This window comes from Stenotrophomonas sp. 86156_Sma, assembly GCF_056481625.1.
This window is the reverse complement of sequence record NZ_CM151157.1, coordinates 264,065-288,627: the sequence shown is the minus strand read 5'-3', so window position 1 is coordinate 288,627 and position 24,563 is coordinate 264,065. Positions and strand designations below refer to the sequence as shown.

21 protein-coding genes and 1 riboswitch are annotated in these 24,563 nt (G+C 66.4%); of the genes, 7 read left to right on the top strand and 14 right to left on the bottom strand.

Annotated elements, in window-relative coordinates:
* Positions 1–45: 45 nt before the first annotated feature.
* From ACZK33_RS01235 to ACZK33_RS01220, 4 genes are all read right to left on the bottom strand, one after another.
* Entirely contained in the window at positions 46–420 is a 375-nt protein-coding gene (locus ACZK33_RS01235; RefSeq protein WP_010487000.1) for a hypothetical protein, read from the bottom strand.
* A 212-nt stretch (positions 421–632) separates the two neighbouring features.
* Complete coding sequence (gene dusA, locus ACZK33_RS01230) at positions 633–1,664, bottom strand: tRNA dihydrouridine(20/20a) synthase DusA (protein ID WP_423173913.1); 1,032 nt, start codon at positions 1,662–1,664, stop codon at positions 633–635.
* A gap of 206 nt (positions 1,665–1,870) precedes the next feature.
* Positions 1,871–2,521 carry a DUF6338 family protein gene (locus ACZK33_RS01225; protein WP_423173914.1) on the bottom strand — a complete coding sequence of 217 codons (651 nt, stop codon included), beginning with the start codon at positions 2,519–2,521 and terminating at the stop codon, positions 1,871–1,873.
* Positions 2,522–2,665: 144 nt separating this feature from the next.
* A complete protein-coding gene (locus ACZK33_RS01220) occupies positions 2,666–4,129 on the bottom strand; it encodes a SulP family inorganic anion transporter (RefSeq protein ID WP_423173915.1) in 1,464 nt (487 codons plus the stop codon).
* A 242-nt stretch (positions 4,130–4,371) separates the two neighbouring features.
* Here ACZK33_RS01220 and ACZK33_RS01215 point away from each other — a divergent pair, with 242 nt between their 5' ends.
* A complete protein-coding gene (locus tag ACZK33_RS01215) occupies positions 4,372–5,328 on the top strand; it encodes a cation diffusion facilitator family transporter (protein WP_032128195.1) in 957 nt (318 codons plus the stop codon).
* Between the two features lie 111 nt (positions 5,329–5,439).
* Complete coding sequence (locus ACZK33_RS01210; protein WP_049399846.1) at positions 5,440–5,865, top strand: organic hydroperoxide resistance protein; 426 nt, start codon at positions 5,440–5,442, stop codon at positions 5,863–5,865.
* A gap of 751 nt (positions 5,866–6,616) precedes the next feature.
* On the opposite strand, the gene ACZK33_RS01205 is transcribed toward ACZK33_RS01210, so the two are convergent.
* From ACZK33_RS01205 to ACZK33_RS01180, 6 genes are all read right to left on the bottom strand, one after another.
* The gene (locus ACZK33_RS01205) at positions 6,617–7,276 is read right to left on the bottom strand and encodes a hypothetical protein (RefSeq protein WP_279911981.1); all 660 of its coding nucleotides are present in this window, start codon (positions 7,274–7,276) and stop codon (positions 6,617–6,619) included.
* 866 nt (positions 7,277–8,142) lie between these two features.
* A complete protein-coding gene (mmsB, locus tag ACZK33_RS01200; protein ID WP_004136647.1) occupies positions 8,143–9,033 on the bottom strand; it encodes a 3-hydroxyisobutyrate dehydrogenase in 891 nt (296 codons plus the stop codon).
* Positions 9,030–10,205 (bottom strand): enoyl-CoA hydratase/isomerase family protein, encoded by a 1,176-nt coding sequence (locus ACZK33_RS01195; protein WP_423173916.1) that lies wholly within the window; start codon positions 10,203–10,205, stop codon positions 9,030–9,032. The genes mmsB and ACZK33_RS01195 overlap by 4 nt, the downstream gene beginning before the upstream one ends.
* Positions 10,202–10,999 (bottom strand): enoyl-CoA hydratase, encoded by a 798-nt coding sequence (locus ACZK33_RS01190; RefSeq protein ID WP_423173917.1) that lies wholly within the window; start codon positions 10,997–10,999, stop codon positions 10,202–10,204. The genes ACZK33_RS01195 and ACZK33_RS01190 overlap by 4 nt, the downstream gene beginning before the upstream one ends.
* A complete protein-coding gene (locus ACZK33_RS01185) occupies positions 10,996–12,162 on the bottom strand; it encodes an acyl-CoA dehydrogenase family protein (protein WP_423173918.1) in 1,167 nt (388 codons plus the stop codon). The genes ACZK33_RS01190 and ACZK33_RS01185 overlap by 4 nt, the downstream gene beginning before the upstream one ends.
* A 14-nt stretch (positions 12,163–12,176) precedes the next feature.
* Complete coding sequence (locus tag ACZK33_RS01180) at positions 12,177–13,682, bottom strand: CoA-acylating methylmalonate-semialdehyde dehydrogenase (protein WP_049399840.1); 1,506 nt, start codon at positions 13,680–13,682, stop codon at positions 12,177–12,179.
* A gap of 115 nt (positions 13,683–13,797) precedes the next feature.
* On the opposite strand from ACZK33_RS01180, the gene ACZK33_RS01175 reads away from it, so the two are divergent.
* Both ACZK33_RS01175 and ACZK33_RS01170 read left to right on the top strand, forming a co-directional pair.
* A complete protein-coding gene (locus ACZK33_RS01175) occupies positions 13,798–15,165 on the top strand; it encodes a helix-turn-helix domain-containing protein (RefSeq protein ID WP_182267060.1) in 1,368 nt (455 codons plus the stop codon).
* A gap of 404 nt (positions 15,166–15,569) precedes the next feature.
* Positions 15,570–16,523: a DUF1028 domain-containing protein gene (locus ACZK33_RS01170; RefSeq protein WP_423173919.1), complete on the top strand. Its 954-nt coding sequence runs from the start codon at positions 15,570–15,572 to the stop codon at positions 16,521–16,523.
* 73 nt (positions 16,524–16,596) lie between these two features.
* Here ACZK33_RS01170 and ACZK33_RS01165 read toward each other — a convergent pair whose 3' ends face one another.
* A complete protein-coding gene (locus ACZK33_RS01165; RefSeq protein WP_423173920.1) occupies positions 16,597–18,471 on the bottom strand; it encodes a patatin-like phospholipase family protein in 1,875 nt (624 codons plus the stop codon).
* 127 nt (positions 18,472–18,598) lie between these two features.
* Positions 18,599–18,813, top strand: a riboswitch (cobalamin riboswitch).
* A 161-nt stretch (positions 18,814–18,974) separates the two neighbouring features.
* Between ACZK33_RS01165 and ACZK33_RS01160 the strand changes: the two genes are divergently transcribed.
* Together ACZK33_RS01160 and pncA are read left to right on the top strand one after the other, a co-directional pair.
* Positions 18,975–19,661 carry an epoxyqueuosine reductase QueH gene (locus ACZK33_RS01160; RefSeq protein ID WP_080291760.1) on the top strand — a complete coding sequence of 229 codons (687 nt, stop codon included), beginning with the start codon at positions 18,975–18,977 and terminating at the stop codon, positions 19,659–19,661.
* A gap of 55 nt (positions 19,662–19,716) precedes the next feature.
* Complete coding sequence (gene pncA / locus ACZK33_RS01155; protein ID WP_423173921.1) at positions 19,717–20,343, top strand: bifunctional nicotinamidase/pyrazinamidase; 627 nt, start codon at positions 19,717–19,719, stop codon at positions 20,341–20,343.
* A gap of 287 nt (positions 20,344–20,630) precedes the next feature.
* On the opposite strand, the gene purU is transcribed toward pncA, so the two are convergent.
* A complete protein-coding gene (gene purU / locus ACZK33_RS01150; protein WP_032128205.1) occupies positions 20,631–21,482 on the bottom strand; it encodes a formyltetrahydrofolate deformylase in 852 nt (283 codons plus the stop codon).
* A 114-nt stretch (positions 21,483–21,596) separates the two neighbouring features.
* On the opposite strand from purU, the gene ACZK33_RS01145 reads away from it, so the two are divergent.
* Complete coding sequence (locus ACZK33_RS01145; RefSeq protein ID WP_049399772.1) at positions 21,597–22,508, top strand: LysR family transcriptional regulator; 912 nt, start codon at positions 21,597–21,599, stop codon at positions 22,506–22,508.
* Between the two features lie 3 nt (positions 22,509–22,511).
* Here the strand turns inward: ACZK33_RS01145 and ACZK33_RS01140 are convergent, their stop codons facing one another.
* Both ACZK33_RS01140 and ACZK33_RS01135 read right to left on the bottom strand, forming a co-directional pair.
* Positions 22,512–23,612, bottom strand: coding sequence for an NADH:flavin oxidoreductase/NADH oxidase (locus ACZK33_RS01140; RefSeq protein WP_423173922.1), 1,101 nt, complete (start codon positions 23,610–23,612; stop codon positions 22,512–22,514).
* 113 nt (positions 23,613–23,725) lie between these two features.
* Positions 23,726–24,532, bottom strand: a complete 807-nt coding sequence (locus ACZK33_RS01135; RefSeq protein WP_423173923.1) for an NAD-dependent protein deacetylase — start codon at positions 24,530–24,532, stop codon at positions 23,726–23,728.
* Between the last annotated feature and the right edge of the window lie 31 nt (positions 24,533–24,563).

Genomic DNA, 24,563 nt, shown 5'->3' with positions numbered 1-24,563 from the left:
CGGAGGCCTGTGGGGGTACGGGTTGATAGCGACAACTATCCCTGTTCAGGGGTTATCGCCGCGTAGTGATGACATATCCGACCGCGGCGTGCGCGGCTGTGAACGCGACGGGGCGGGGTCGTCCATGTAGCGGACCCGGCCCCGATCGTCCATGTACTTCACCCGGTTGATATCACGACCATCGAACGGCACGCGCTCGGCGCCGAGGATGTGGCCGCCGGTGGTGCGCTGCACGCGGCGCACGGCATCGGACAGCGACCGCTCGTCGCCACGGTTGCCGCGCTCACCCCGCTCCATCATCTCCGCCCGCGCCTGCTCGCCACGCGGTGGCTGTTGCGCCAGCGCCGAAGACAGCGGCACAGCCGACAGGACCACGCAGGTGGCCAGGGCAATGCGGCGATGGAAGGGAGCGGAAGACATCGATGCGATCCTAGCCGAGCACGGCGATTCGTTCAAAAGTCGTAAATCCGGCGCCGGGTTCGAAACCCAGCGTTTTACAAATCTTTTGCAAATTCTTGGTTTACAGCGGTGAATCCGGTCTGAACTTTTCCGGCCCTGCGCCCGAGTCGTTCAGCTAAGTGAACATTCGGGGCGAATCGCCGTCCCTTGTCAAGTCAGGAATGTGACTGCGGTCACGCTGCGGCGCGATCAGCTTCGCGGTCGGTGACCGCCAAGGCCTGTTCGATCAGGCTCCAGCCGGCACCGGGGCGGTGTGCGCCCTCGCTCAGCACCTGGCGGAATGCGCGCCCACCGGGCTGGCCGTGGAACAGGCCGAGCAGGTGGCGGGTGATGTGCTTCAGCGCCAGGCCTTCCCCCAGCCGCGCCTCGATGTAGGGGCGCATCGCGCGCAGCAGGTCGCCACGGGCCTGCAGCGGGGCGCCGGTGTGCAGCGCCTCCAGCTGATGCAGCAGGTAGGGGTCGTGGTAGGCCGCGCGGCCCAGCATCACGCCATCGACGTGCGCGGCCTGCGCCTGCACCGCCTCGATGCTGGCCAGGCCGCCGTTGATCACCACCGGCAGTGCCGGGCGCTCCTGCTTCAGGCGGTAGGCCCAGTCGTACTTCAGCGGCGGAACCTCGCGGTTCTCCTTCGGCGACAGGCCCTTCAGCCACGCGTTGCGCGCGTGCACCACCACCATCGCCGCACCGGCGGCGACCTGGCGGTCGACGAAGCTGGCAAACACGTCGTAGTCGTTGTCCTCGTCCACGCCCAGGCGGCACTTCACCGTCACCGGGATATCAACCGCGTCGACCATCGCCGCGACGCATTCGGCCACCAGCGCCGGCTCGCGCATCAGGCAGGCGCCAAAACGCCCGGCCTGCACGCGGTCGGACGGGCAGCCGCAGTTGAGGTTGACCTCGTCATAGCCCCACTCGGCGGCGATGCGCGCGGCCTGCGCCAGCAGCACCGGATCACTGCCACCCAGCTGCAGCGCCAGCGGCTGTTCGCTGCGGTCGAAGCCGAGCAGGCGCTCGCGGTCGCCGTGGATGACCGCGTTGGCGTGCACCATTTCCGTGTACAGGCGCGCGCCCGGCGCCAGCACGCGATGGAACACGCGGCAATGGCGGTCCGTCCAGTCCATCATCGGGGCAACGGACAGGCGCAGGGAATCGGCGTAACGGGCGGTGGCGGACGTCATCGGGGCATTGATCGTGGAGACTGGCATTGCCAGTGAGATCAATAGTTTACACCGGGCGGCTGAATGCGCCCGGTCAGCCGCGCGGCGAGCGCCGGTTGGGCCCGGCTCCGGCTGGCGGCCGGGGCGGGCTGGGCGGTGGCGGCGGACGCTTCCTGCCCTCGGGGAGCTTGGGGTTCGCGTTCTCCATGGATACGACCAACTGGTCCAGTGGTGGGTTGGAACCCTTCCTCAACTTAGCCATCGTCTGTCTCCTGGAGAATCTCGACCCACTGCACATCCACTGCGTGAATCAGTATGCCATCGAGCTGCGGAAGCTCGACCACGGCGGGGCTGGCCACGGGATCCGCTGCTGGATCGGCACCTTCATCGGGTGGATCCGCATCCACCAGCCAGGCCGGCATCTGCATGTAGAACTGTCCCGCAGCGGGGCTGATCGGCCACTCCTTGGGGTAGCCGGTCAATCGACGGCCATCCTTCAATTGCAGCACCACGAAGGCAGGACGCGTACCCAGCACGCAGTACCACTCGCTCGGGTGGGATGTCCTCGTGGTGAAGCCTGCGCGGCGGAGAACCCCGTGGAAAAAGTCTTTGTTCGCAGCGAGGGCCAATCCTGCCCCCAGCAGTGCGGCGAGGACAAAACCCCATATCAGGCTGCTGGACTCGGTCCAGGTCCCCAGCACAAAGCAGCGACCCGCCAGCAGGAGCATCAGTTCGGTGAACTTCACCAGCACCTGGACCGCGAAGGTGAACACCAACGCTTCCACGGTCCGTTCGAACTGCGGCGGCTTGGGATGGGATGTCAGCCCATAGAACACCCATGCTGCCAGGAAGCCCGGCAGCAGAAAGGTCAGCAGCGTGGTGGCGTTGTTGAAGAGCGAATCCATTCCGGCAGAAGTACTCCGTCGTGAGGATCACAACGGAGCACGATCGCGGCGATTCTTCCACCTTGGGTGGGGTTCACAGGCTGAAGATGCAGCAACCGCAACAGCGGCCATGGCGTTGCAGTTGCTCCACGAGAGCCGATAGCGTCAATGCGCGCTGCCAGCAGCGCCTTTGCCACCCACCTGTTCAATGAGGGTCTGGCTGGCCGCATTGAGCCCCACCACCGTCACCTCCGCCCCATGCGCGGCCAGCTTTTCCAGCGCCCGCTCCAGCGCGGCCACGGCAGTCAGATCCCACAGGTGGGCATCGCGCAGATCGATCTGCACCTTCGGTGCCACGTGCTGGTAATCGAACGCCGCACCCAGCTGCCCTGCCGAGGCAAAGAACACCTGCCCACGCACGCGGTAGACCTGGGTGTCACCGGCATCGCCGCGCTGCACGTCCAGCATGCGGCCAACCTTGCGCGCGAAGAACAGGGCCGACAGCAGCACACCGCTGAGCACGCCCTTGGCCAGATCGTGGGTAGCCACGGTGACCACCACGGTCAGCAGCATCACCGCAGAGGAACTGCGCGGATGCGTGCGCAGGTCGCGCAGCGAGCGCCAGCTGAAGGTGCCGATGCTGACCATGATCATCACCGCCACCAGCGCCGCCATTGGGATCTGCCGTACCAGATCGCTGCCGTACACCACCAGCACCAGCAGGAACACGCCAGCCACCAGGCAGGACAGGCGGCCGCGGCCACCGGAGGTCACGTTGATCACCGACTGGCCGATCATCGCGCAACCTGCCATGCCACCGAGGAAGCCGGTGACCGTGTTCGCCACGCCCTGGCCGACACATTCGCGGTTGCGCTCGCTGGGCGTCTCGGTGATGTCCTCGACGATCTGCAGGGTCATCATCGATTCGAGCAGGCCGACCACGGCCAGCGTGGCCGACACCGGCAGCAGGATGCGCAGCGTCTCCCAGGTGAGCGGCACATCGGGCAGCAGGAAATGCGGCAGGCTGTCGGGCAGCTGGCCCATGTCGCCGACGCTGCGTACGTCCACGCCGAAGCCGATCACCACGGCGGTCAGCACCACAATGGCCACCAGCGGTGATGGCACGGCACGGGTAATGCGTGGCAGCAGGTAGATGATCGCCAACGCGGCGGCGCACAGCACGTAGACCGTAGGACCGCGACCGATCAGCTCGGGCATCTGCGCCAGGAAGATCAGGATCGCCAGCGCGTTGACGAAGCCGGTGATGACCGAGCGCGAGACGAAGCGCATCAACGAGCCGAGCTTGAACACGCCGGCCAGCACCTGCAGCAGGCCGGCCAGGATGCTGGCGGCGAACAGGTACTGCAGGCCATGGTCCTTGACCAGGTCGACCATCACCAGCGCCATTGCACCGGTGGCGGCGGAGATCATGCCAGGGCGGCCGCCAGCAATGGCAGTGATGACGGCAATCGAGAACGCGGCGTACAGGCCAACCTTGGGGTCGACGCCGGCAATGAGCGAGAACGCGATGGCCTCGGGAATCAGGGCCAGGGCGACGACGATGCCGGACAGCAGGTCGCCACGGATGTTGCCGAGCCATTGCTGGCGCAGGGGGTAGGACGTTTGCATGGGAAAGCTCCGCGCACAGGCGGGCGTGGCCGCATGGCGCTGCAGTGGAAAGACACGGGTTCCTGAGCCGGGCGGGCCGGCTGCCGATGTGCGGCAAGGGTCAGGGTGGCGTGATCACTGTAGGCGGACGTCGGTACGTGGGAGGCGCGCAGTCTACGGGAAGCGGCCCTACGGGGGTAGAGCGGTTGGCCGGCGAAGGCAGCGAAAGGCAGCGGAGCCTGGCTCCGCTCTACAATTGAACCATGGCCGCCAACCGCCCGCAGTTCTTCGACCCCGCCACCGAACAGGGCGTGCTGCGCCTGTCGATCGCCGCCTCGCTGCTGCTGGCCGCCGCCGCAGTGGTGTTCGGCCTGCTGGCCAATTCTTCGCTGATCATCTTCGACGGCATCTACGGCCTGATCGACGTGGTGATGACCTGGCTGTCGCTGCTGGTGGCGCGCCTGATCGCGCTGTCCACACAGACCGATGCGCTGCAATCGCGGCTCAACCAGCGCTTCACCATGGGCTTCTGGCACCTGGAGCCGATCGTGCTGGGGGTGAGCGGCACACTGATGATCGGTGCGGCGCTGTATGCGCTGGTCAATGCGGTGGACGCGTTGATGTCCGGGGGCCGCCACATCGCCCTCGGCCCGGCCATTGCCTTCGCCGGGCTGTCGATCGTGGGCGAAGGCGCGCTGGCCTGGTTCATCCTGCGCGCCAACCGCCGCATCGGCTCGGAGTTCATCGCATTGGACGCGAAGAACTGGGTGATCGCGGCCAGCATGTCGGCCTGCTACCTGCTGGCGTTCCTCGGCGGCGTACTGGTGCAGGGCACGTCGCTGGCGTGGGTCGGGCCGTACATCGACCCGGCCATCCTCGCCTTCGTCTGCGTGCTGGTGATGATCGCCCCGCTCGGCACAGTGAGGCGGGCGCTGGCCGGCATCCTGCTGGTCACCCCGCCGGAACTGCAGGCCCATGTGGATGCAGTGGCACGCGGGATCGTGGCCAAGCACGGCTTCGTCGAGCACCGCAGCTACGTGGCCCAGGTGGGGCGTGGCGAGCAGATCGAGCTGTTCTTCGTGGTGCCGGAAAACGACCCGCCGCGGCCCCTGGTGGAATGGGACCAGCTGCGGGACGAGATCGGCGATGCACTGGGCGAGGCCTCGCCGGACCGCTGGCTGACCATCATGTTCACCACCGACCGCGAATGGACGATCTAGGCTGGCAGGACGATCAATCAAATTTTTCGTACGCATTGCAACCCAACGTACGCAGAAACCGGGCAAAGTAGGCTCCAACGCAACACCCACCCACCGACCAGGAGCATCCCGATGTCCATCGAAAAGGTTCTGTACACCGCCCAGGCCACCTCCACCGGCGGCCGTGAAGGCCGTTCCGTCTCTTCCGACAACGTGCTGGACATCCAGCTGTCGACCCCGCGCGAGCTGGGCGGCGCCGGCGGCCCGGGCACCAACCCGGAACAGCTGTTCGCCGCCGGCTACTCGGCCTGCTTCCTGGGCGCGCTGAAGTTCGTGGCCGGCCAGGCCAAGGTCGCGCTGCCGGCCGACACCACCGTGACCGGCAAGGTCGGCATCGGCCAGATCCCGACCGGTTTCGGCATCGAAGCCGAGCTGACCATCAGCGCTCCGGGCGTGCCGCGCGAGCAGCTGGAAGAGCTGGTGCAGAAGGCGCACATCGTGTGCCCGTACTCGAATGCCACGCGCGGCAACATCGACGTGACGCTGGTCGTTGCCTGATTAGGTCAACGCACAAAGCCAAATTCGCCGGATCGGATGCTATTCCGAGCTCCGATCCGGCGACTTGTACGACTTTCAACCAGGAACCGTGTACCAGTTCCCATCTGTCGTGTCGGGCTCCCCGATTCCAGCCCAGGAAAAGATGATGCAACTGGCGTCATCGTCGGATTGAAATGGATCGCCAACCTGAGTGGTTGAACTGTAGCCGTCGGTGGAGATGGCCCATGTCATATCGTCGTTCTGTTCCAGAGTCACTGTTTCTGGCTCCATCCAGCGACGGGGCTTGAAGCAGCGTGTGACTGTTGATCGATCTCCGGGAGCCGGCTTCTCTCCCATCTGAATCAACGTTTCTTCCTTGGTATGGGGACGCGTCAACCAGACCACCCCCCTATCTCTCAGCGAGCCAATTCGACAGTCTCCAGCTACCAGGACGGAGGCGGCCTGACTTCCCTTCTCAGTCAACAAAACTCCGTAGGCAGCCATCGATTGCCTGTACTGATGCCGCAGTTCTGTGTGGACCGACTGCATCATCAGTGACACCTCTGCGCCAACGACTGTGGGTGCCCCATACCATGACTGCAACAACCGGCAGACGAGTTCACGTGCCATCCTTCCTCGGGAAGGCGACGACGTGAATTCATCTACTATGACCGCGATTGCTTGGTTACCAACTATTGATAGCCCACCAGCATCGTGATTCCATTCTCGCTCGAGCCCCCTTCGGCTGGTCCAAACGGGCCTCCTTATCCCATTACTCAACTACCTTCTCCATTCTTGAGTAGATGAGATCACGTACTGCCCGATCACTTGCGGCGCTTTCGACTGCGTACTGCAGACCATCACATGCCAGCAGCGCACCGATTTCAGCCCTGATGAAATCCCGTACATCTTCAGGGGCGTCCGCCACCTCCTGTACGAGCTCCGCTCGGCCTTGAAACAAGGTGATCACGTCCTCGATGTCAGTACTCGACCATACATCGCCATTTCCCCTACCCTTGTACGCGTCCAATTTCGTCGCCAGGAAGTACTCCGGCGTTACAAGGCGAATCTCGGTTTCGCCAACCAGGGCTGGCTGTGCGGCAGCCAGCGCTCGTTCGTACCATTGATTCGAGAATCCAAGAATCTCGGCGTCATACGGCATGAAGTCGACCCTCAGATCGCCGAGGAAGAGGGCGCAGACCGGAGTTTGCTCATGCAGCTTGTCGTGAAATCCCTGTGCCCTCAATTTCTCCTGCAGAAGCTGCCAATCCACTCGTCCGATAACCGGCACTATAAGATCTACATCCTTGGTGTGCCTGATGTTATGCATCGCCAGTGGGTCTGTAAGTTGTAGTCCCGTGGTTGATCCACCGATGAATGCAACTTTTGACCGTAGTTCGCTCCCGAGCGCCCTAGCCACCTTTTCAATCATTTGCCTGTGATCCTGCACCGCATACTGATTCACTGGTTCAAAGCCTCGCCTTTTCGGGTAGATTCATGATTGATGCCAGTTGATCTTCCGCAATTGCCCGTTCTCGGGGTAACCCCACTCTCAATGAATCTGTCAACGCAAGCATCGCGTAGAGCAGGGGATCCGATTTAACAGCATGAGGGACCGTGGGAATAAGCGGTTCGATTGACTGCCCATGACTACTTCCTGTCACGCTCGGCCAGACAAGCAAGTGCTCACCAACTGTCGCCAGATGTTCCGCAAGGACAGGGGCGCTCATTGCGGTTGCGATTCCCCGGGTAATCAGCCCAGGGCGGACGGGGAAAATGAATCTGGAAGCGTGCACCAACACCCCCAGAAGAGCCGGCACATTTGTCTTCAGAAGCTCTGTCCTTCGATCAGGAAAGGCAAGCCCATTGTCGAGGCATCGATTCAGAGCCAAGCCAACTTGGCTCTTGCTAATGCCTGTGTCACCTGCCAACTGCCTAACGGTGAAGAGCCCGCGCCAGTGATTCTCGAATCCGGGTCTACTGTGATCCCAATGCCAGTCCTCATGTTGCGCATGCTCCCACCCCTGCCAGTTCCTGGATCGGAGGTGTAGTTGGCTACCCGCGTCAGCCTTCCAAAGGCTGATGAGCCTTAGAAGCAGAACGACATCTTGACCTTTGATCATGAGCCCACCCCAGAGTGTCCCGCGTCCCGGGACTTGGGACACATAAGATCCTGAACAAAATGGATTGTCAAATAAAAATGGGCGGATGCCGGTCGAAACCGAACATCCGCCCATCCCACCTTCGTTGTCCCGCACGGGGGCATGAGGTTGCCGGCCAGCGGCCGGCACTACCAGGTCACTTCTCGCTGGTGATCAGCTGCACGACGCTGGAGAAATCCAGCTTGCCGCGGCCAGCCTGGTGGTTCATCGAGTACAGGTTGCGGGCCACTTCGCCCAGCGGGATCGAGGCGCCGACACTCATCGCCGCTTCCACCGCCAGGCCCATGTCCTTCAGCATCAGATCGCTGCCGAAGCCGCCGCTGTAGCCGCGCGAGGCCGGGGCGTTTTCCAGCACGCCCGGCCACGGGTTGCACACTTCGGTGGCCCAGCTGCGGCCGGTGCTGACCGCCATCATCTGCGACAGCACCTTCGGGTCCAGCCCGTGCGCCACGCCGAGGGCGATGGCTTCACCGGTGACGGCCATGATCACGCCCAGCGCCATGTTGTTGCACAGCTTGGCCACCTGGCCGGCACCACTGGCGCCGACATGGAAGATGTTCTTGCCCATCGCCTGCAGCACCGGGCGGGCGCGCTCCAGCGCATCCTCCTCGCCACCGACGATGAAGGTCAGGGTGCCGGCCTGGGCACCGGCGGTACCGCCGGATACCGGCGCGTCGATCATCTGCAGGCCACGTGCGGCAGCGGCTTCAGAGACCTTGCGGGCGCTGGCCGGCGCGATCGTGCTGCAGTCGATGACCAGTGCGCCGGCCGGAATCGCGGCAAGAATGCCGTCATCGCCCAGGTACACGCCTTCGACGTGGCGGCTGGCCGGCAGCATCGAGATCACCACCTCGGCATCGGCCAGGGTTTCGCGCGCCGATGCGGCCGCGCTGGCGCCGGCATCGACGGCGGCCTGCACCGCGGCCGGGACCAGATCGAACACGCGCACGGTATGGCCGTTCTTGACCAGATTGGCGGCCATCGGGCCACCCATGTTGCCCAACCCGATGAATGCAATGCGGCTCATGCAAGGCTCCTTTCAACAAGGGGAGTGCCCAGGTCGGCCAGCGGATGCGCGGCATCGGCCCAGGGGGAAGCGAAGAAGGTGTCGGCCCACGCGCCGGTGGCCTCGGCCAGGGTGGCCGGGTTCCACTGCGGATTGCGGTCCTTGTCGATCAGCAGCGCGCGGATGCCTTCGGCGAAATCACCGTGGGCGGCGCAATGCAGGGCGACGATGTACTCCAGGCGATAGATCGCGGCCAGGCCCTGGCCGGCACTGCGGCACTGCAGTTCGTACGACAACCGTGCCGAGCCTGGTGCACCGGCGGCGAGGGTCTTCTGTGCCGCCTGCAGCCAGGCATCGTCGGTCTGCAGAGTGGAGATGCGGCCGATGATCGCGGAGAGGTCATCGCCTTCGCACAGCGCATCGACCTGCGCCGCATTGGCCAGCAGCGGACCGGTCGCGGCGTCACTGGCATGCGACTGCAGCAGATGGCTGAGCCGCTCGTGGTTGTGCGCTGCGTTACTGGACCACGCGACCTGCAGCAGCGCATCGAACACCGCGCTGCGGCGTTCTTCGGCCACATGCACGTCGGCCAGGCCGGCGTAGATGGCATCGCCCGAGTTCAACAGTGCGCCGGTCAGGGCCAGGAACAGGCCGCCCTTGCCCGGCACGCGCGGCAGCAGCCAGCTGCCACCCACATCGGGGAACAGGCCGACGGTGATTTCCGGGAAGGCCAGCTTGGAGCGCTCGCTGACCACGCGGTGGCTGGCACCGGACATCAGGCCGATGCCACCGCCCATCACGATGCCATGGCCCCAGCACAGGATCGGCTTGGCATAGGTGTGGATGAGGTAATCGACGCGGTATTCGACGTCGAAGAACTCGGCCGCGTAATCGTTCTCGCGGATGTCGCTGCGGCCGGCCTCGCGGAAGGCGACCATGCTCTTGTACAGGCTGTGCAGGTCACCGCCGGCGCAGAACGCCTTTTCGCCTGCGCCCTGCAGCACCACCATGGCGATGCCATCGTCGTCGGCCCAGGCATTCAACTGCTTCAGCAGCAGGTGCGCCATCGGCAGCGAGAAGCCATTGAGCGTGCGCGGCGCGTTGAGCGTGGCGATGCCGATGCGCGTGCCATTGCGGGCGGCGCGCTCTTCGAACAGCACCGGTGCGTCATCGGCAACGGTATCGGTGCTCATGCGTTCTTCCACTGCGCAGCGCGCTTTTCCAGGAAGGCGGTCACGCCCTCGACCTGGTCGGCGGTGTCGAACAGATCGACGAAGGCTTCGCGTTCGGCCACCAGCGCCGAAGCGTGGGTACCGGTGCGGGTGGCCTGCACCAGAGTCTTGCAGGCGGCGATGCTGGTCGGGCTCTGCTTGCCGGCCTTCTTCGCCCATTCCAGCGCCAGCGACTTGGCTTCGCCCTTGCCGACCTTTTCTTCGGCCAGGCCAATGCGCAGCGCGGTCTCGGCGTTGATGCGCTCGCCCAGCAGGATCATGCGCTTGGCCCAGCCCTCGCCGACCAGGCGCGGCAGGTTCTGGGTGCCACCGGCGCACGGCAGCAGGCCGACGGTGGCCTCTGGCAACGCGACCCGGGCATGGTCTTCGATGATGCGCAGGTCACAGGCCAGCGCGCATTCCAGGCCACCGCCCATGGCGTAGCCGTTGATCGCGGCGATCGACACGCCACGGAAACCGGACAGCGCTTCGAAGGCTTCACCGAAGCGGCGCGCGGCCTCACGTGCAGCGGCCTTGTCGCCGGAGGCGAACTGGTTGAGGTCGGCACCGGCGGAGAAGAACTTCTCGCCGTCACCGGTGATCACCAGCGCGTAGATGTCGCGGTCTGCGTTGAGCGCGCCGACCAGATCACGCAGCGCCGACAGGCTGTGCACGGTCCAGGTATGCGCCGGCGGGTTGTTCAGGGTGACCACGGCGGTGTGGCCATCCACCTCCACCTTCAGGCCCACGTGCTCCTGGGTACGCCAATCCTTCATCGCAGTTCCTCTTCGGTGTTGAGCAGGTGACGGGCAACGATCACCCGCATGATCTCGTTGGTGCCTTCCAGGATCTGGTGCACGCGGCAGTCACGCAGCAGGCGCTCGATCGGGTATTCGCGGATGTAGCCGTAGCCACCATGGATCTGCAGTGCTTCGTTGCAGACGTTGAAACCGGCATCGGTGGCGAAGCGCTTGGCCATCGCGCACCACACGTTGGCGTCGCTGGCACCGGCATCGAGCTTGCGCGCAGCGGTGTGCACCATCTGCCGGGCGGCCACCAGCTGGGTGACCATGTCGGCCAGCTTGAACTGCAGTGCCTGGAACTCGGCCAGTGCCTTGCCGAACTGGCGGCGCTCGCCCATGTAGCGGCGTGCAGCGTCCAGCGCACCCTGCGCAGCGCCCAGCGAGCAGGCGGCGATGTTGATACGGCCGCCATCGAGCCCCTTCATCGCCAGCTTGAAGCCGCCGCCTTCCTCTCCCAGAAGGTGGCTGACCGGTACGCGGACGTTTTCGAAGGTGATGCCGCGGGTGGGCTGGCTGTTCCAGCCCATCTTCTCTTCCTTGCGGCCGAAGCTGATACCCGGCAGGTCGGCCGGCACCGCAATGGCGCTGACACCGCCGGCACCGGCACCACCGGTACGCGCCATCACCACCAGCAGCTCGGTGGCACCGGCGCCGGAAATGAAGGCCTTCGAGCCGTTCAGCACATAGAAGTCGCCATCGCGCACGGCGGTGGTCTTCAGCGAGGCCGCATCGGAACCTGCACCCGGTTCGGTCAGGCAGTACGAGGCCAGCTTGCTGCCCGAAGACAGGGCGGTGCCCCATGCATCGCGCAGTGCCGGCTGGCCCCACGTGGACACCATCCACGAGGCCATGTTGTGGATGCTGATGTACGCCGCGGTCGACGGATCGACGTTGGCGAGCTCCTCGATGACGACGGCGGCGTCCAGTCGGCTCAGGCCGCTGCCGCCCACTTCCGGGTCCATGTACAGGCCGCAGAAGCCCAGTTCACCGGCCTTGGCGATCGCCTCGCGCGGAAAGATGCCCTCCGCATCCCATCGCGCGGCGTGCGGCGCCAGTTCGGCCTGTGCGAAGTCGCGCGCCGCCTCGCGGTACGCCTGCTGCGCTTCTTCCAGTTCCGTCGTCATCGAGTGGCTCATGGCTGCTCCTGCCGTTACTTCAGGCTGATCGTGGTGTTGACGCCATGGCTGAGCGTCTCGTCATCGAACCAGCGCGCGGTGACCGTCTTGGTCTGGGTGTAGAACAGCACCACCTGCTTGCCGTACGGGCCCAGGTCGCCCAGCTTGGAGGCGCGCGAACCGGTGAACGAGAACAGCGGCACCGGCACCGGGATCGGCACGTTTATGCCGACCTGGCCAACGTCGATGTCTTCCTGGAACTTGCGCGCGGCGGCGCCGGACTGGGTGAACAGTGCGGTGCCGTTGCCGTTCGGGTTGCTGTTGACCATCGCGATGGCCTCTTCCAGCGTCTCTGCTTCGAGGATGACCAGCACCGGCCCGAAGATTTCTTCCTGGTAGATGCGCATGTCGGTGGTGACACCCGCAAAGATGGTCGGACCGACGAAGTTGCCCTTCTCGAAACCATCGACCTGCGGCTTGCGGCCATCGAGCACCAGCTTGGCGCCCTGCTCCACGCCCGAGGCGATCAGGCCTTCCACGCGCTCGCGGGCGCTGCAGGAAATGACCGGACCGACGTCGGTGCCGGCGACGGTGCCGCCGCTGACCTTCAGGGTCTTGGCCTTGGTGACCAGGTCCTGCACCCAGTTGCGTGCTTCACCGACCAGCACCAGCGTGGAGGCGGCCATGCAGCGCTGGCCAGCGGCACCGAAGGCGGCACCGACCATCGCGTTGAGGGTCTGCTCCTTGTTGGCGTCCGGCAGCACCACGGCGTGGTTCTTGGCGCCCATCATGCACTGCACGCGCTTGCCGGCCAGCGAGGCACGGTTGTAGACGTGGGTGCCGACGCGGGTGGAACCGACGAACGACACCGCCTTGATGTCCGGGTGGTCGCAGATCGCGTTGACCACTTCCTCGCCACCATGGACGACGTTCAGCACGCCCTTCGGAATGCCGGCTTCCAGGGCCAGCTCGACCAGGCGCATGGTGACCATCGGGTCCTGCTCGGACGGCTTGAGGATGAAGGTGTTGCCGGTGGCAATGGCCATCGGGAACATCCACAGCGGGATCATCGCCGGGAAGTTGAACGGGGTGATGCCGGCGCACACGCCCAGCGGCTGCATGATCGTGTAGGTGTCCACGCCATTGGCCACGTTGTTGGCCAGTTCGCCCAGCTGCAGGTTGCCGATGGCGGCGGCGTGCTCGACCACTTCCAGGCCGCGGAACACATCGCCTTCGGCGTCGGGCAGGGTCTTGCCCTGTTCGGCGGTGAGGATGTGCGCCAGCTCGCTCATGTTCTCGCGGATCAGCTGCTGGTACTTCAGGAAGATGCGCGCGCGGGTGCCGATCGGGGTCTTGCGCCAGGTCTTGAAGGCTTCCTTGGCGGCGGCAACGGCGGCGTCCACTTCGCCGGTGGTGGCGAACGGCACCTTGGCCAGCACGTCCTGGGTGGCCGGATTGATCACGTCCTGCCAGTGGGAGGTGGCCGATTCAACGAACTGGCCATCGATCAGCATGCGGATACGGGGCGCTGCAACAGTCATGACGACAATCCCACGGGGTGCGAAAGATGCTTGGCATTATTCACAGCACCCACCTCGATTTCCGGGCTGAATCCGCTTAATCTGGCCAACACGCCAGACGATTCATGTTAATTCTGTGAATTATTCAGCCCCCCAGCGACAACTTGGCCTGCGCCTGCTGCGGCTGCGCGAGCAGCGCGGCTACAGCCAGGCGGATCTGGCACGGGCGCTGGGGCTGTCGGCCAGCTACCTGAACCAGATCGAGCGCAACAAGCGCCCACTGACCCCGGCTGTGCAGAAGAAGCTGGGCGAGGTATTGGGCGACGTTTCCGCACTGTTCGACGAGGATGAGCCCGCCGCCCTGCAGGAAGCGCTGGGCGAGACCCTGCGCGATCTGGGCCTGGCCGAGGTCAGCGCCACCGAACTGCGCGCGCTGGCCGGCAACCTGCCGCAGGTCAGCCGCGCGCTGCTGGACCTGCACCGCCGCCACCTGGCGCTGCGCGAGCATGCCGCGGCGCTGGAATTCCAGCTGGGCGAGCCCGGTGCCGGCAGCACCCTGCCCGCTGGCGACCAGGTACGCGAATTCTTCAACCGCATGCACAACCACATTCCCGAGCTGGACGAGCTGGCCGAGCAGCTGTTCGCCGAGTGGGGGCTGTCGCCCGGGCACGTGGCACCGCGGCTGCGCCAGCTGCTGGCCGACCGCCATGGCGTGCTGGTGGAAGTGGCCGCACTGCAGGCCGGGCGCGAGAAGCGGCAATACGATGCCGGTGCGCGGCGGCTGTGGCTGCCCGATTACCTGGAGCCCGGCCAGCAGGCGTTCCAGATGGCGGCCGAGCTGGCACTGCACGGCTACCTGCCGCAGATCGATGCGGTGGTGGCGCGCGCCGGGTTCACCGACGACGCGCGCATCGCGCAGGCACGGATCGGTCTTTCCAACTATTTCGCCGGCGCGCTGGTGATGCCGTACATGCGCTTCCTGCGTGCGGCCGAAGCCAGCAGCTACGACATCGAACTGCTGGCCCACCAGTTCGGCGTCGGCTTCGAAGCGGTCTGCCACCGGCTGAGCACGCTGGCACGACGCAGTGCGCCCGGGCTGCCGTTCTTCTTCATCCGCGTGGATCGCGCCGGCAATGTGTCCAAGCGTCATTCGGCCACCGATTTCCATTTCTCGCAGGTAGGTGGGTCGTGCCCGCTGTGGATCGTCTACGAGGCGTTCAACCAGCCCGGGCGGATCTTGACGCAGACCGCGCGCATGCCCGATGGGCGGCGCCACTTCTGGCTGGCGCGGCAGGTCAGCAGTGGCCCGGTGGGCCATGGCCAACCGCGCAAGACCTTCGCGGTGGCGCTGGGGTGCGATCTGCAACATGCCGAGCGGCTGGTGTATTCACTGGGGCTGGATGTGCAGAGCCCGGGCAACTCGGTATCGATCGGCCCGGGGTGCCGGGTGTGCCCGCGCGAGGACTGCATGCAGCGTGCGTTCGCGCAGTTGCCGGGGCGGTAGGGGGGCGGCAGGGCTGCGCCCTGCACCTGCTTCAATCCAAGGCAACAGCAAAAGCAACAGCGGGCTTTCCGTGGGATGGCGGGGTGGGTCCGGTTGCGGGGGACGCCGTAAACCCGTCCTTGGGGGCTTGGCAGCGGCATCCATGCCGCGGACACCCCGCAATCCGACACCACCCCGCCTTCGACAGTTTCCTGCTGCTGTTGGTGGGTGCTGACCGTTGGTCGGCACGCTGCTCTTGGTGGGTGTCGACCTTGGTCGACACGGTAGATCCACGCCATGCGTGGATGCTCTTCGATGTTCGAAATGCTCGATTTCGATGGGGTTCCATCCACGCATGGCGTGGATCTACTAAACCTTTCGTGCGTAGGCTGCATCCCATTGCAATGCCCGCCCTGGAGGCTCTCATGTCCTTGCTGCGCTCTTGCCTGGCCCTGTTGCTCGCTGCCGTCGCTGCGCCGGCGTGGGCGACCTTTTCCATTGCGGCCTGCAACGCGGCCGGCGACTGCGGGGTGGCGGTGGCCACGCACAACCTGGCGGTCGGCGGTGTGGGCGTGCCGTGGGCACAGGCGAAGGTGGGCGCGGTCGCCAGCCAGTTCGAGACCAACCCGACCTATGGCTCGAAAGGTCTGGAACTGCTGGCCAGAGGCCGCACGCCTGCCCAGGTGCTGAAGCAGCTGTTGGATGAAGACGGCAACTTCGATGGCACCACGCTTGCCGAGCGCCAGGTGGGGCTGGTCAGCGCGCGCGGTGGCAATGCGCAGTACACCGGCGCCACCGCGCAGCAGGCCAGCTGGGCCGGTGCGCACGGCGACGGCATGTTGAGCGTGCAGGGCAATGGCCTGGCCGGACCGGACGTGCTGGCGGCAATGCAACGTACCTTTACGGCTTCGCACGGAGCGCTGGCCACACGCCTGCTGGCGGCGCTGGAAGCCGGCCAGGCCGCGGGCGGCCAGCGCAGTGGGCAGTGGTCGGCCGCGCTGCTGGTGCGCACGCCAGGAGGCGACTGGCAGGACACCGACCTGCGCGTGGACGCCGACCCGCGTGCGGTCGCGAGGCTGCGCGAGCTGTACGACATGCGCCTGTCCAACGAGGCGATCATCCAGGCCGAGCAGCGTTGGGAGAACGGCGATGTGGCAGGTGCGCGCGCTGCGCTGGCGTCCTCGTTGTCACTGGCCCACGGCTGGGACCGTACCTGGGCGCGCGCTGCGCGCCTGGCCATGCGGCAAGGTGATTTCGCGCTGGCCCGCGAATACCTGGCCGGCCTGCGTGCGCTCAATCCGGGCTGGGTGAAGCAGGAGCTGGCGCTGCCGTTGTATGCACCCTTGCAGGGTGATGCGGTGGTTGCACCCTGGCGATGAAGCACCGCAGGGAGCAGATCATGCCGACCAAGGTCGGCACCCACCAGAACAGTTCAATCGGCCGCGGCGGCGATCAGTAGATCGGCGTCACCTTCATCTGCGGCAGCGGGCGCGGTGCGCCGTCGGTGAGGTCCGGGCCGAGGTCCTCCCAGGTACGTCCCTGCTCGACCATCAGCCCCCACAACTGCTGCGATGCCAGCCGCTTGTCTTCCGAGCCCAGCTTGTACGACGGTGGCGTCGGCTGGCCACTGGCAACCATCGAATAAGCTGCACGGTAGGCCAGTACCTGCTGCGCCGGGTCGTCGGTGCGCGCCACTTCCAGCGTGTAGCGCTGGTAGGCCGAGGCCAGGTTGCGCCAGCGGATCCAATAGTGGTTCTCGAACGAGAACGAACAGAAGCGCGCACCGGCCAGGCTGCCCTTGTCTGCGATGCGGGTCAGCACCTCCTGTGGCATGTCCAGGTTCATGCCGCCTTCGTCGCCCTGCAGGCTCACATGCACGATGCGGTCGCGGTAACCCGGCGCGCGCGCCTGCAGCAGGTCGCGCCAGTTCTGCATGGTCGCCACCACCGCGAACAGGAAACGGCCCAGCTCCGCAGCGGCCAGCGGCGTAGCGATCGACTGGTAGGTACGCTGCCAGCCGTGGCGGTTTTCGGTGGGCAGGAACACGGCGTGTTCCAGCGCCTGGCGGCCACTGCTGCCGTGGCTCACGTCTTCGGCATGCTGCGGGTAGACCAGATTGATGGCGAAGGTTGGCCAGCGCGGCAACGCGGCATCGAACAGATGGATCGGGAAGTTGCTGCTGATGCCACCATCGGAGAACCAGCAGATGCGGAACGCGGTGATCACCGGTCCGCAGGTCTGCCCGGCACTGGTCAGCCCTTCCATGCTGTCGGCGACGTTGTGCTCCTGGTCGGCCGCAGGTGCGGTCGGTTCGCAGCGACGCTCGCGGCGCGAGGGCTCATGCAACGGCACCGCGCTGATCAGCAGCGGGAAGCTCAGGCTCATGCGCGTGGCCACCAGCACCGGCAGCTTCGGGCCCTGCGGCAGGTGGTAGTACCGGCGCCCTTCCACCTCCAGCGGCGGGCCGGCCTGCGTCACCAGCCACTGCACCACGCTGGCCGGGAACAGCTGCTCGAACTCCTCGCGCAGGAACCAGAACTGCGCGCCGCCCAGCGGCAACGTGCGCGGCTCGTTGTGCGACACACAGGTGGTGATCATCTGCAGGCTGATCGCATGCGGGCTGTCCGGCTCGCCGGCATAGCGCGGCGCATCGTGCAGGTCGGCGAACGTGAGCGGTGCATCCAGCGGCTTGCCGGACAGCTGCTGCAGGCACTCGTGCAACCATTCGGTCAATGCCGGCGTGCGTGCATCGCGGCCGAGGCCGCTGCACAGGCCCAGCAGGTTACGGCGCGCCACCCGCGCTATCCGCAGCGCGGCACCGGCCACGCCGGCACCGTACGCGCACAGCAGTGATGGCAGCAGCGTGGCGGCCACGCCGCTCCAACCGCCGCCCCACCAGCCCAGGCCGAGCAGCAGCGCCAGCGACACCAGCACCTCCAGTGGCGCAATCTCGAACACCGCGATGGCCAGGCACAGCAGCTTGTGCGGCAGGCGGGCATTGCCGGTCAGCACCACCAGCAACCGGTAGGCGGCGCGCGCGCCCCGTGCCGGCTGGAACAGGCTGTAGATGAAGCCGCGCCGCGACAGCTGCGCCGACACCGCCGACAGCCCGCCGTAGCCGGCATCGCCGGGCAGGTGCTCGCCGGCCTGCTGGCGGCGATCACCGCATGCCGCCGCGGCCGCTACGGCTGCAGCGATGGCGCCGGCCGAGGTGCCGCCGATGCTCTTGAATCGATACTCGCGCGCCAGCGCCAGTACCGCATTTGGGTACACGATGCCGCTGGTGATGCCGCCTTTCATGACCAGATCGCAGTACTTCGCCGCCACGAGCCACCTCCCGTCTGTCGGTGCCCAGTATGGCAAGAGGCGCTCTCACAGCCTGAGAAGCGAGCCACAGCCCTGCGCTTTCATTGGCCCTTGACCATTGCCCTCGACGCGTCCACCGTGGGCACGCCGAAGGTATCCCTGCCGTGGCATTGATGACGGCAGGGATTTGAACGGGAATCCGGTGAAGGCGCCTTGCGCGCCCATTCCGGAGCTGCCCCGCAGCGGTGAATGGAAACGAATCCTGCCAACAGCACTGGGCTCACGCCTGGGAAGCGGCAGGTAGTAGGTGGGCTGCGGCCCGTGTCCATCAGCCCGAATACCGGCCCCGGCCGGGGGACACGACCGTCCCCTGACTCGACCTGGAATCTCCGCGGGGAGGTTGCCGGGGCCGTCGTTGTCCTGCGCCTGCAGGCGGTGCGGCCGCGTGCGTCCTGTTCACGGTTTCTGGCCAGACCTGTTCACCCACGCGCTGATGCATGGGCCACCGCCGTTGCCGGCGGTCCATGCGGTACCTGACGATGACCGAGCTCCAACGCCCCACCCTGTCCCTGCCCGAAAACGGCCAGCGCCTGCTGCTGCACTCGTGCTGCGCCCCCTGCTCCGGCGAAGTGATGGAGGCGATCACCGCCTCCGGGATCGACTACGCGATCTTCTTCTACAACCCCAACATCCACCCGGTGAAGGAATACGAGCTGCGCAAGCAGGAGAACATCCGCTTCGCTGAACAGCACGACATCCCGTTCATCGACTGCGACTACGACACCGACAACTGGTTCAGCCGTGCACGCGGCATGGAAAACGAGCCCGAACGCGGCATCCGCTGCACGATGTGCTTCGACATGCGCTTCGAGCGCACTGCGCTGTACGCGCACGAGCACGGCTACGACACCATCAGTTCGTCGCTGGGCATCTCGCGCTGGAAGAACATGGCGCAGATCAACGACTGCGGCATCCGTGCCGCGTCGCGCTATGAAGGCCTGCAGTACTGGGACTACAACTGGCGCAAGGGCGGCGGTGCCAGCCGCATGATCGAGATCAGCAAGCGCGAGCAGTTCTACCAGCAGGAATACTGCGGCTGCGTGTACTCGCTGCGCGATGCCAACCGTCACCGCCGCGAGAATGGCCGCGAACGGATCAAGATCGGCCTGCTGTACTACGGGCAGGACGCTGAGACGCCGCAGGGCGATTGACGTGTGGGCATGGGGCGGCCACGCTGGTCGCCCCTTCTGCTGTACCGGAACTGCCATGACCGCCCTGCCCGCCGATGTCGCCCTGCTGGTGATCGACCTGCAGCCGGACTTCATGCCCGGTGGCGCGCTGGCCTGCGACCAGGGCGATGCGCTGGTGGCACCGATCGCCGATCTGCTGGCACAGCGCCGCTACGGCACCGTGGTGGCGACCCAGGACTGGCACCCGGCCGACCACGCCTCGTTCGCCAGCCAGCATCCCGGCCGACGGCCCTTCGAGACCATCCTGCTGCACGCGCAGCCGCAGACCCTGTGGCCCGACCACTGCGTGCAGGGCAGCGCCGGTGCCGTCCTGCATCCGGGCGTGGACTGGACCGTGGCCGACCTGATCCTGCGCAAGGGCACGCGCCAACAGGTGGATTCGTACAGCGCCTTCCGCGAGAACCATGGCCCCGATGGCGAACGCCCGGCCACCGGCCTGGCAGGCTGGCTGCACGAACGCCGCATCCGCGAAGTGCACGTGTGCGGCCTGGCCCGCGACTACTGCGTGCTGTGGAGCGCGCAGGACGCGGTGAAGTCCGGCTTCCGGGTGAAATTCCTGTGGGAGCTGACCAAGCCGGTGACCGACGCCAACGACGCGATGGTGCGTGAAGCGCTGGGCAAGGCGGGGATTTCGATCGCCTGAGGCGTGACCGCCGGGCATGGCCCGGCGCTACCGCGCACGTCGCTTATGCCGCTTGCGCGCTCCTGCCCACGACAACACAATCGATTCATCCAGCCCCCTAACTACGCCCCCCTACAGATCGCGGGACGGCCGAACCGGGGGCTTTTCATTGGATGAAATCAGGATTCGGTAGTGCCGGCCGCTGGCCGGCAACCTCGGGATCTCTGCAGTTGCCGGCCAGCGGCCGGCACTACCGGATAGCACCCGTGGTAGCGCCGGGCCATGCCCGGCGGACGCGGGATGGGCGATTACCGGAACACCACCGTTCGGTGCCCGTTGAGCAGGATGCGGTGCTCCACATGGCGCCGAACGGCGCGGGCCAGCACCAGCGATTCGGTATCGCTGCCCAGCCGCACCAGCTCGCGCGGCGCCATGGCGTGGTCCACGCGGGCCACGTCCTGTTCGATGATCGGGCCTTCGTCCAGATCCTCGGTGACGTAGTGCGCGGTGGCGCCGATGATCTTGACCCCGCGCGCGTGTGCCTGGTGGTACGGCTGCGCGCCCTTGAAGCTGGGCAGGAAGCTGTGGTGGATGTTGATCGCACGGCCGGCCAGCGCGCGGCACAGCGTGGGTGACAGGATCTGCATGTAGCGCGCCAGCACCACCAGATCGATGCGTTCGCGCTCGACCAGGTCGATGATCTGCTGTTCCTGCACCGCGCGCGTATCAGCGGTCACCGGCAGGTGGTGGAACGGCACCTGGTAGGACGCCGCCAGCGGCGCGAAGTCGGCGTGGTTGGACGCTACTGCGGCAATGTCCACCTTCAGCTGGCCGCTGTGGGCACGGAACAGCAGGTCGTTGAGGCAGTGCCCCTGCTTGCTGACCAGCACCAGCAGGCGTGCACGGCGGCGGCCATCATGCAGCTGCCAGTCCATGCCGAAGCCGGCGGCGAGCGTAGCCATGGCGGCGTGCACGGTCTCCAGCGGCAGGCCGGCATCGCGATCGAAATGCACGCGCAGGAAGAAGCGGCCGCTCTCCTCGTCGCCGAACTGCTGGGCGTCGAGAATGTTGCAGCCGTGGTCGAACAGCAGGCCGGAAACGCGGTAGACGATGCCGGTACGGTCGGGGCAGGACAGGGTGAGGATGGAATCGGGGCGCATCGCACGAGTGTAGGGCAGCGACCTGCCCTCGGGATCGATGGTCACCGATGCAACCGACCTGCTTGGTTCAGTTCCAAGCGATACTTGGGTTTCTCCATGGCAAGCTGGTCGGTCATGAACCTGTTGCAACTGATCCGCAGCTTCACCCGCACCGCAGAGACCGGCAGCATTGCCGCCGCGGCCCGCATCCTTGGCATCAGCGCCACCGCAGTCGGCCAGAACATCAACCGGCTGGAGGCGCATCTGGGCGTACGGTTGCTGAACCGAAGTACGCGCCAGCTGGCCCTCAGCGAGGCCGGCGCGCTGTACCTGGCGCAGGTGCGCCACATCGAAGCCGACCTGGCGCGCGCGCAGGCGATGGTCACCTCTGGTGACATCGAACCGGCCGGGCCACTGCGCATCGCCAGCAGCAGCGCCTTTGGTCGCCACGTGCTTGCCCCCTTGCTGCCGTCGTTGCAGCAGCGCTACCCGCAACTGCAGCTGGAGCTGCGCCTGACCGATCGCGCCGTGCAACACGGCCCGGAAGCGGTGGATGCCAGCATCCGCATCGGTGCACAGCTGGAGGACGGTGTCGTCGCACGGCAACTGGCGCGCGTGCCGTTCGTGTTCTGCGCCTCGCCGGCCTACCTGAAGGCACACGGCACCCCGCAGCAACCCTCCGAGCTGAGCGGCCATCGCGGGCTGCTGCACCGCTTCCCCACCGATGGCCGGCCGCTGCGCTGGGGCCTGCTGAAGGATGGCCAGCGCGTGGACGCCGCACTGCCGCCGAGCATGGTCTGCGATGACATCGATGCGCTGGCGACGCTGGCCGCAGCCGGTGCCGGCATCACCCGGCTGGCCGCATTCGTGGCAGAGCCGTACCTGCGCGATGGCCGCCTGCAGGCAGTGTTCGGCGCCGACACTGCATGGCGCCCGGAGCCGATGGAGGTCTATTTCTGCGTCAGCGACCGCCGCGATTTCACTGCCAAGATCCGCGCGCTGTTCGAGCACCTGCAGGCCGGCATGGCGCCGGCCTGGCGGGTGTGAACCTCAGCGCGTCTTGAACACGCCGCGCGCATCGCGCGGCTCGCAGCGCAGGTACTGCGGCGCCGGTTCCACGCTGTCGCGCAATGCGGCGGCAGCATGCCACGGCCAGCGCGGGTCGTAGAGGATGCCGCGCGCCAGGGCTACCGCATCGGCGTGGCGATGGCGCAGGATCGATTCGGCCTGCTCCGGTTCGGTGATCATGCCCACGGCGATGACCGGCATGCGCACCTTGGCCTTGATCGCCGCCGCGAACGGCACCTGATAGCCCGGGCCGACGGTGATCTTCTGGCGCTCGTCCAGGCCACCGCTGGAGACATGCAGGAAGTTGCAGCCGCGCGCGTCCATCACCTGCGCCAGCGCTTCGCTCTGCACCAGATCCCAGCCGCCATCGACCCAGTCGCTGGCGGAGATGCGCACGCCCACCGCGACCTTGTCGGACACTGCCGCACGCACCGCATCGAAAACCTCCACCAGCAGGCGCAGGCGGTTCGGCAACGAGCCACCGTAGCCATCGGTGCGGCGGTTGCTCAGCGGCGACAGGAACTGGTGCAGCAGGTAACCGTGCGCGGCATGCAGCTCGATCAGCTCGAAGCCCAGGCGCTCGGCGCGCACCGCACTGGCAGCGAAGGCGGCGATGACCTCGGCGATGCCGGCCTCGTCCAGTTCCTGCGGTGCCGGATCGGCGGCATGGAACGGCAGCGGCGACGGCGCCACGGTGGCCCAGCCACGCGCATCGTCGGCCGGCAACTGGCCACGACCGTCCCACGGACGCTTCACCGAGGCCTTGCGGCCGGCGTGGCCCAACTGGATGCCCAGCGGCATCGGCGACCAGCGCCGGACGCTGGCCAGCACCTGTGCCAGCGCGGCCTCGGTGCCGTCATCCCACAGGCCCAGGTCGGCCCAGCTGATGCGGCCGCGCGGCTCGACCGCGGTGGCTTCCAGGATCAGCAGGCCGGCACCGGACTGCGCCAGGTTGCCCAGATGCATGGCGTGCCAATCGCTGGCGCGACCGTCTTCGGCGGAGTACTGGCACATCGGCGCGATGACGATGCGGTTGGACAGGGTCAGGGGGCCGAACGAGATCGGCGAAAACAGCTGGCTCAAGACGGTGATGAACGACGTAGGGGGTGCGTATTGCACCGCCGCACGGCCTGCGAATCAACCGTCTGGATGGATCGCTGTTTCGCGGTGGGCGTGCAGCCGAGCGTGTGCTCGGCTCAGGACGAAGCCCACGCGGCCAGCGCCTCGGCGCAGTCCCGTTCATCCTTGAACTGCAGCAGGTCGTCGGCGCGGGTGCGGCCACGGTTCAACGCCGCCACCGGCAGCCCTGCCCTGGCCGCCGCCTGCACGAAGCGGAAGCCGGAATAGACCATCAGCGATGAACCCACCACCAGCACGGCGTCGGCCTGCTGCAGGTGCTCCTGCACCGCCTGCACGCGCTCCCGCGGCACGTTTTCGCCGAAGAACACCACATCCGGCTTCAACAGGCCGCCGCAATGCGGGCACTCGGGCACCACGAACGCGGAGAAATCGGTCTCCAGATCGGCATCACCATCGGGCGCGATGCCTGCCTCCAGCGCGTCCCAGCCGGGATTGGCGTCCAGCAGGCGCTGCTGGAAGCCTTCACGATCGCTGCGACGCTCACAGCCCATGCAGCGCACAAGGTCCAGGCGGCCATGCAGGTCGATCACGTTGTGGCTGCCGGCGCGCTGGTGCAGGCCGTCCACGTTCTGGGTCAGCAGCACCTGCAGCGTGCCGCGGCTTTCCAGCGCGGCCAGGGCTTGGTGGGTGCCGTTGGGCCGGGCCAGGCCGAAGCGCGGCCAGCCGAGCAGGCTGCGCGCCCAGTAGCGCTGGCGGGTGGCCGCCTCGCCCATGAAGGCCTGGTAGGTCACCGGCGGCGTGCGTTTCCACTGGCCGTCGGCATCCCGGTAATCGGGAATGCCCGAGGCGGTGCTGCAACCGGCGCCGGTCAGCACGAACAGGCGCTGGGCGCGGTTGATGAAGTCGGTCAGTGGCAGGGTCATGGCTGCCAGATGGGGGCGCGGTGGCGCCCCC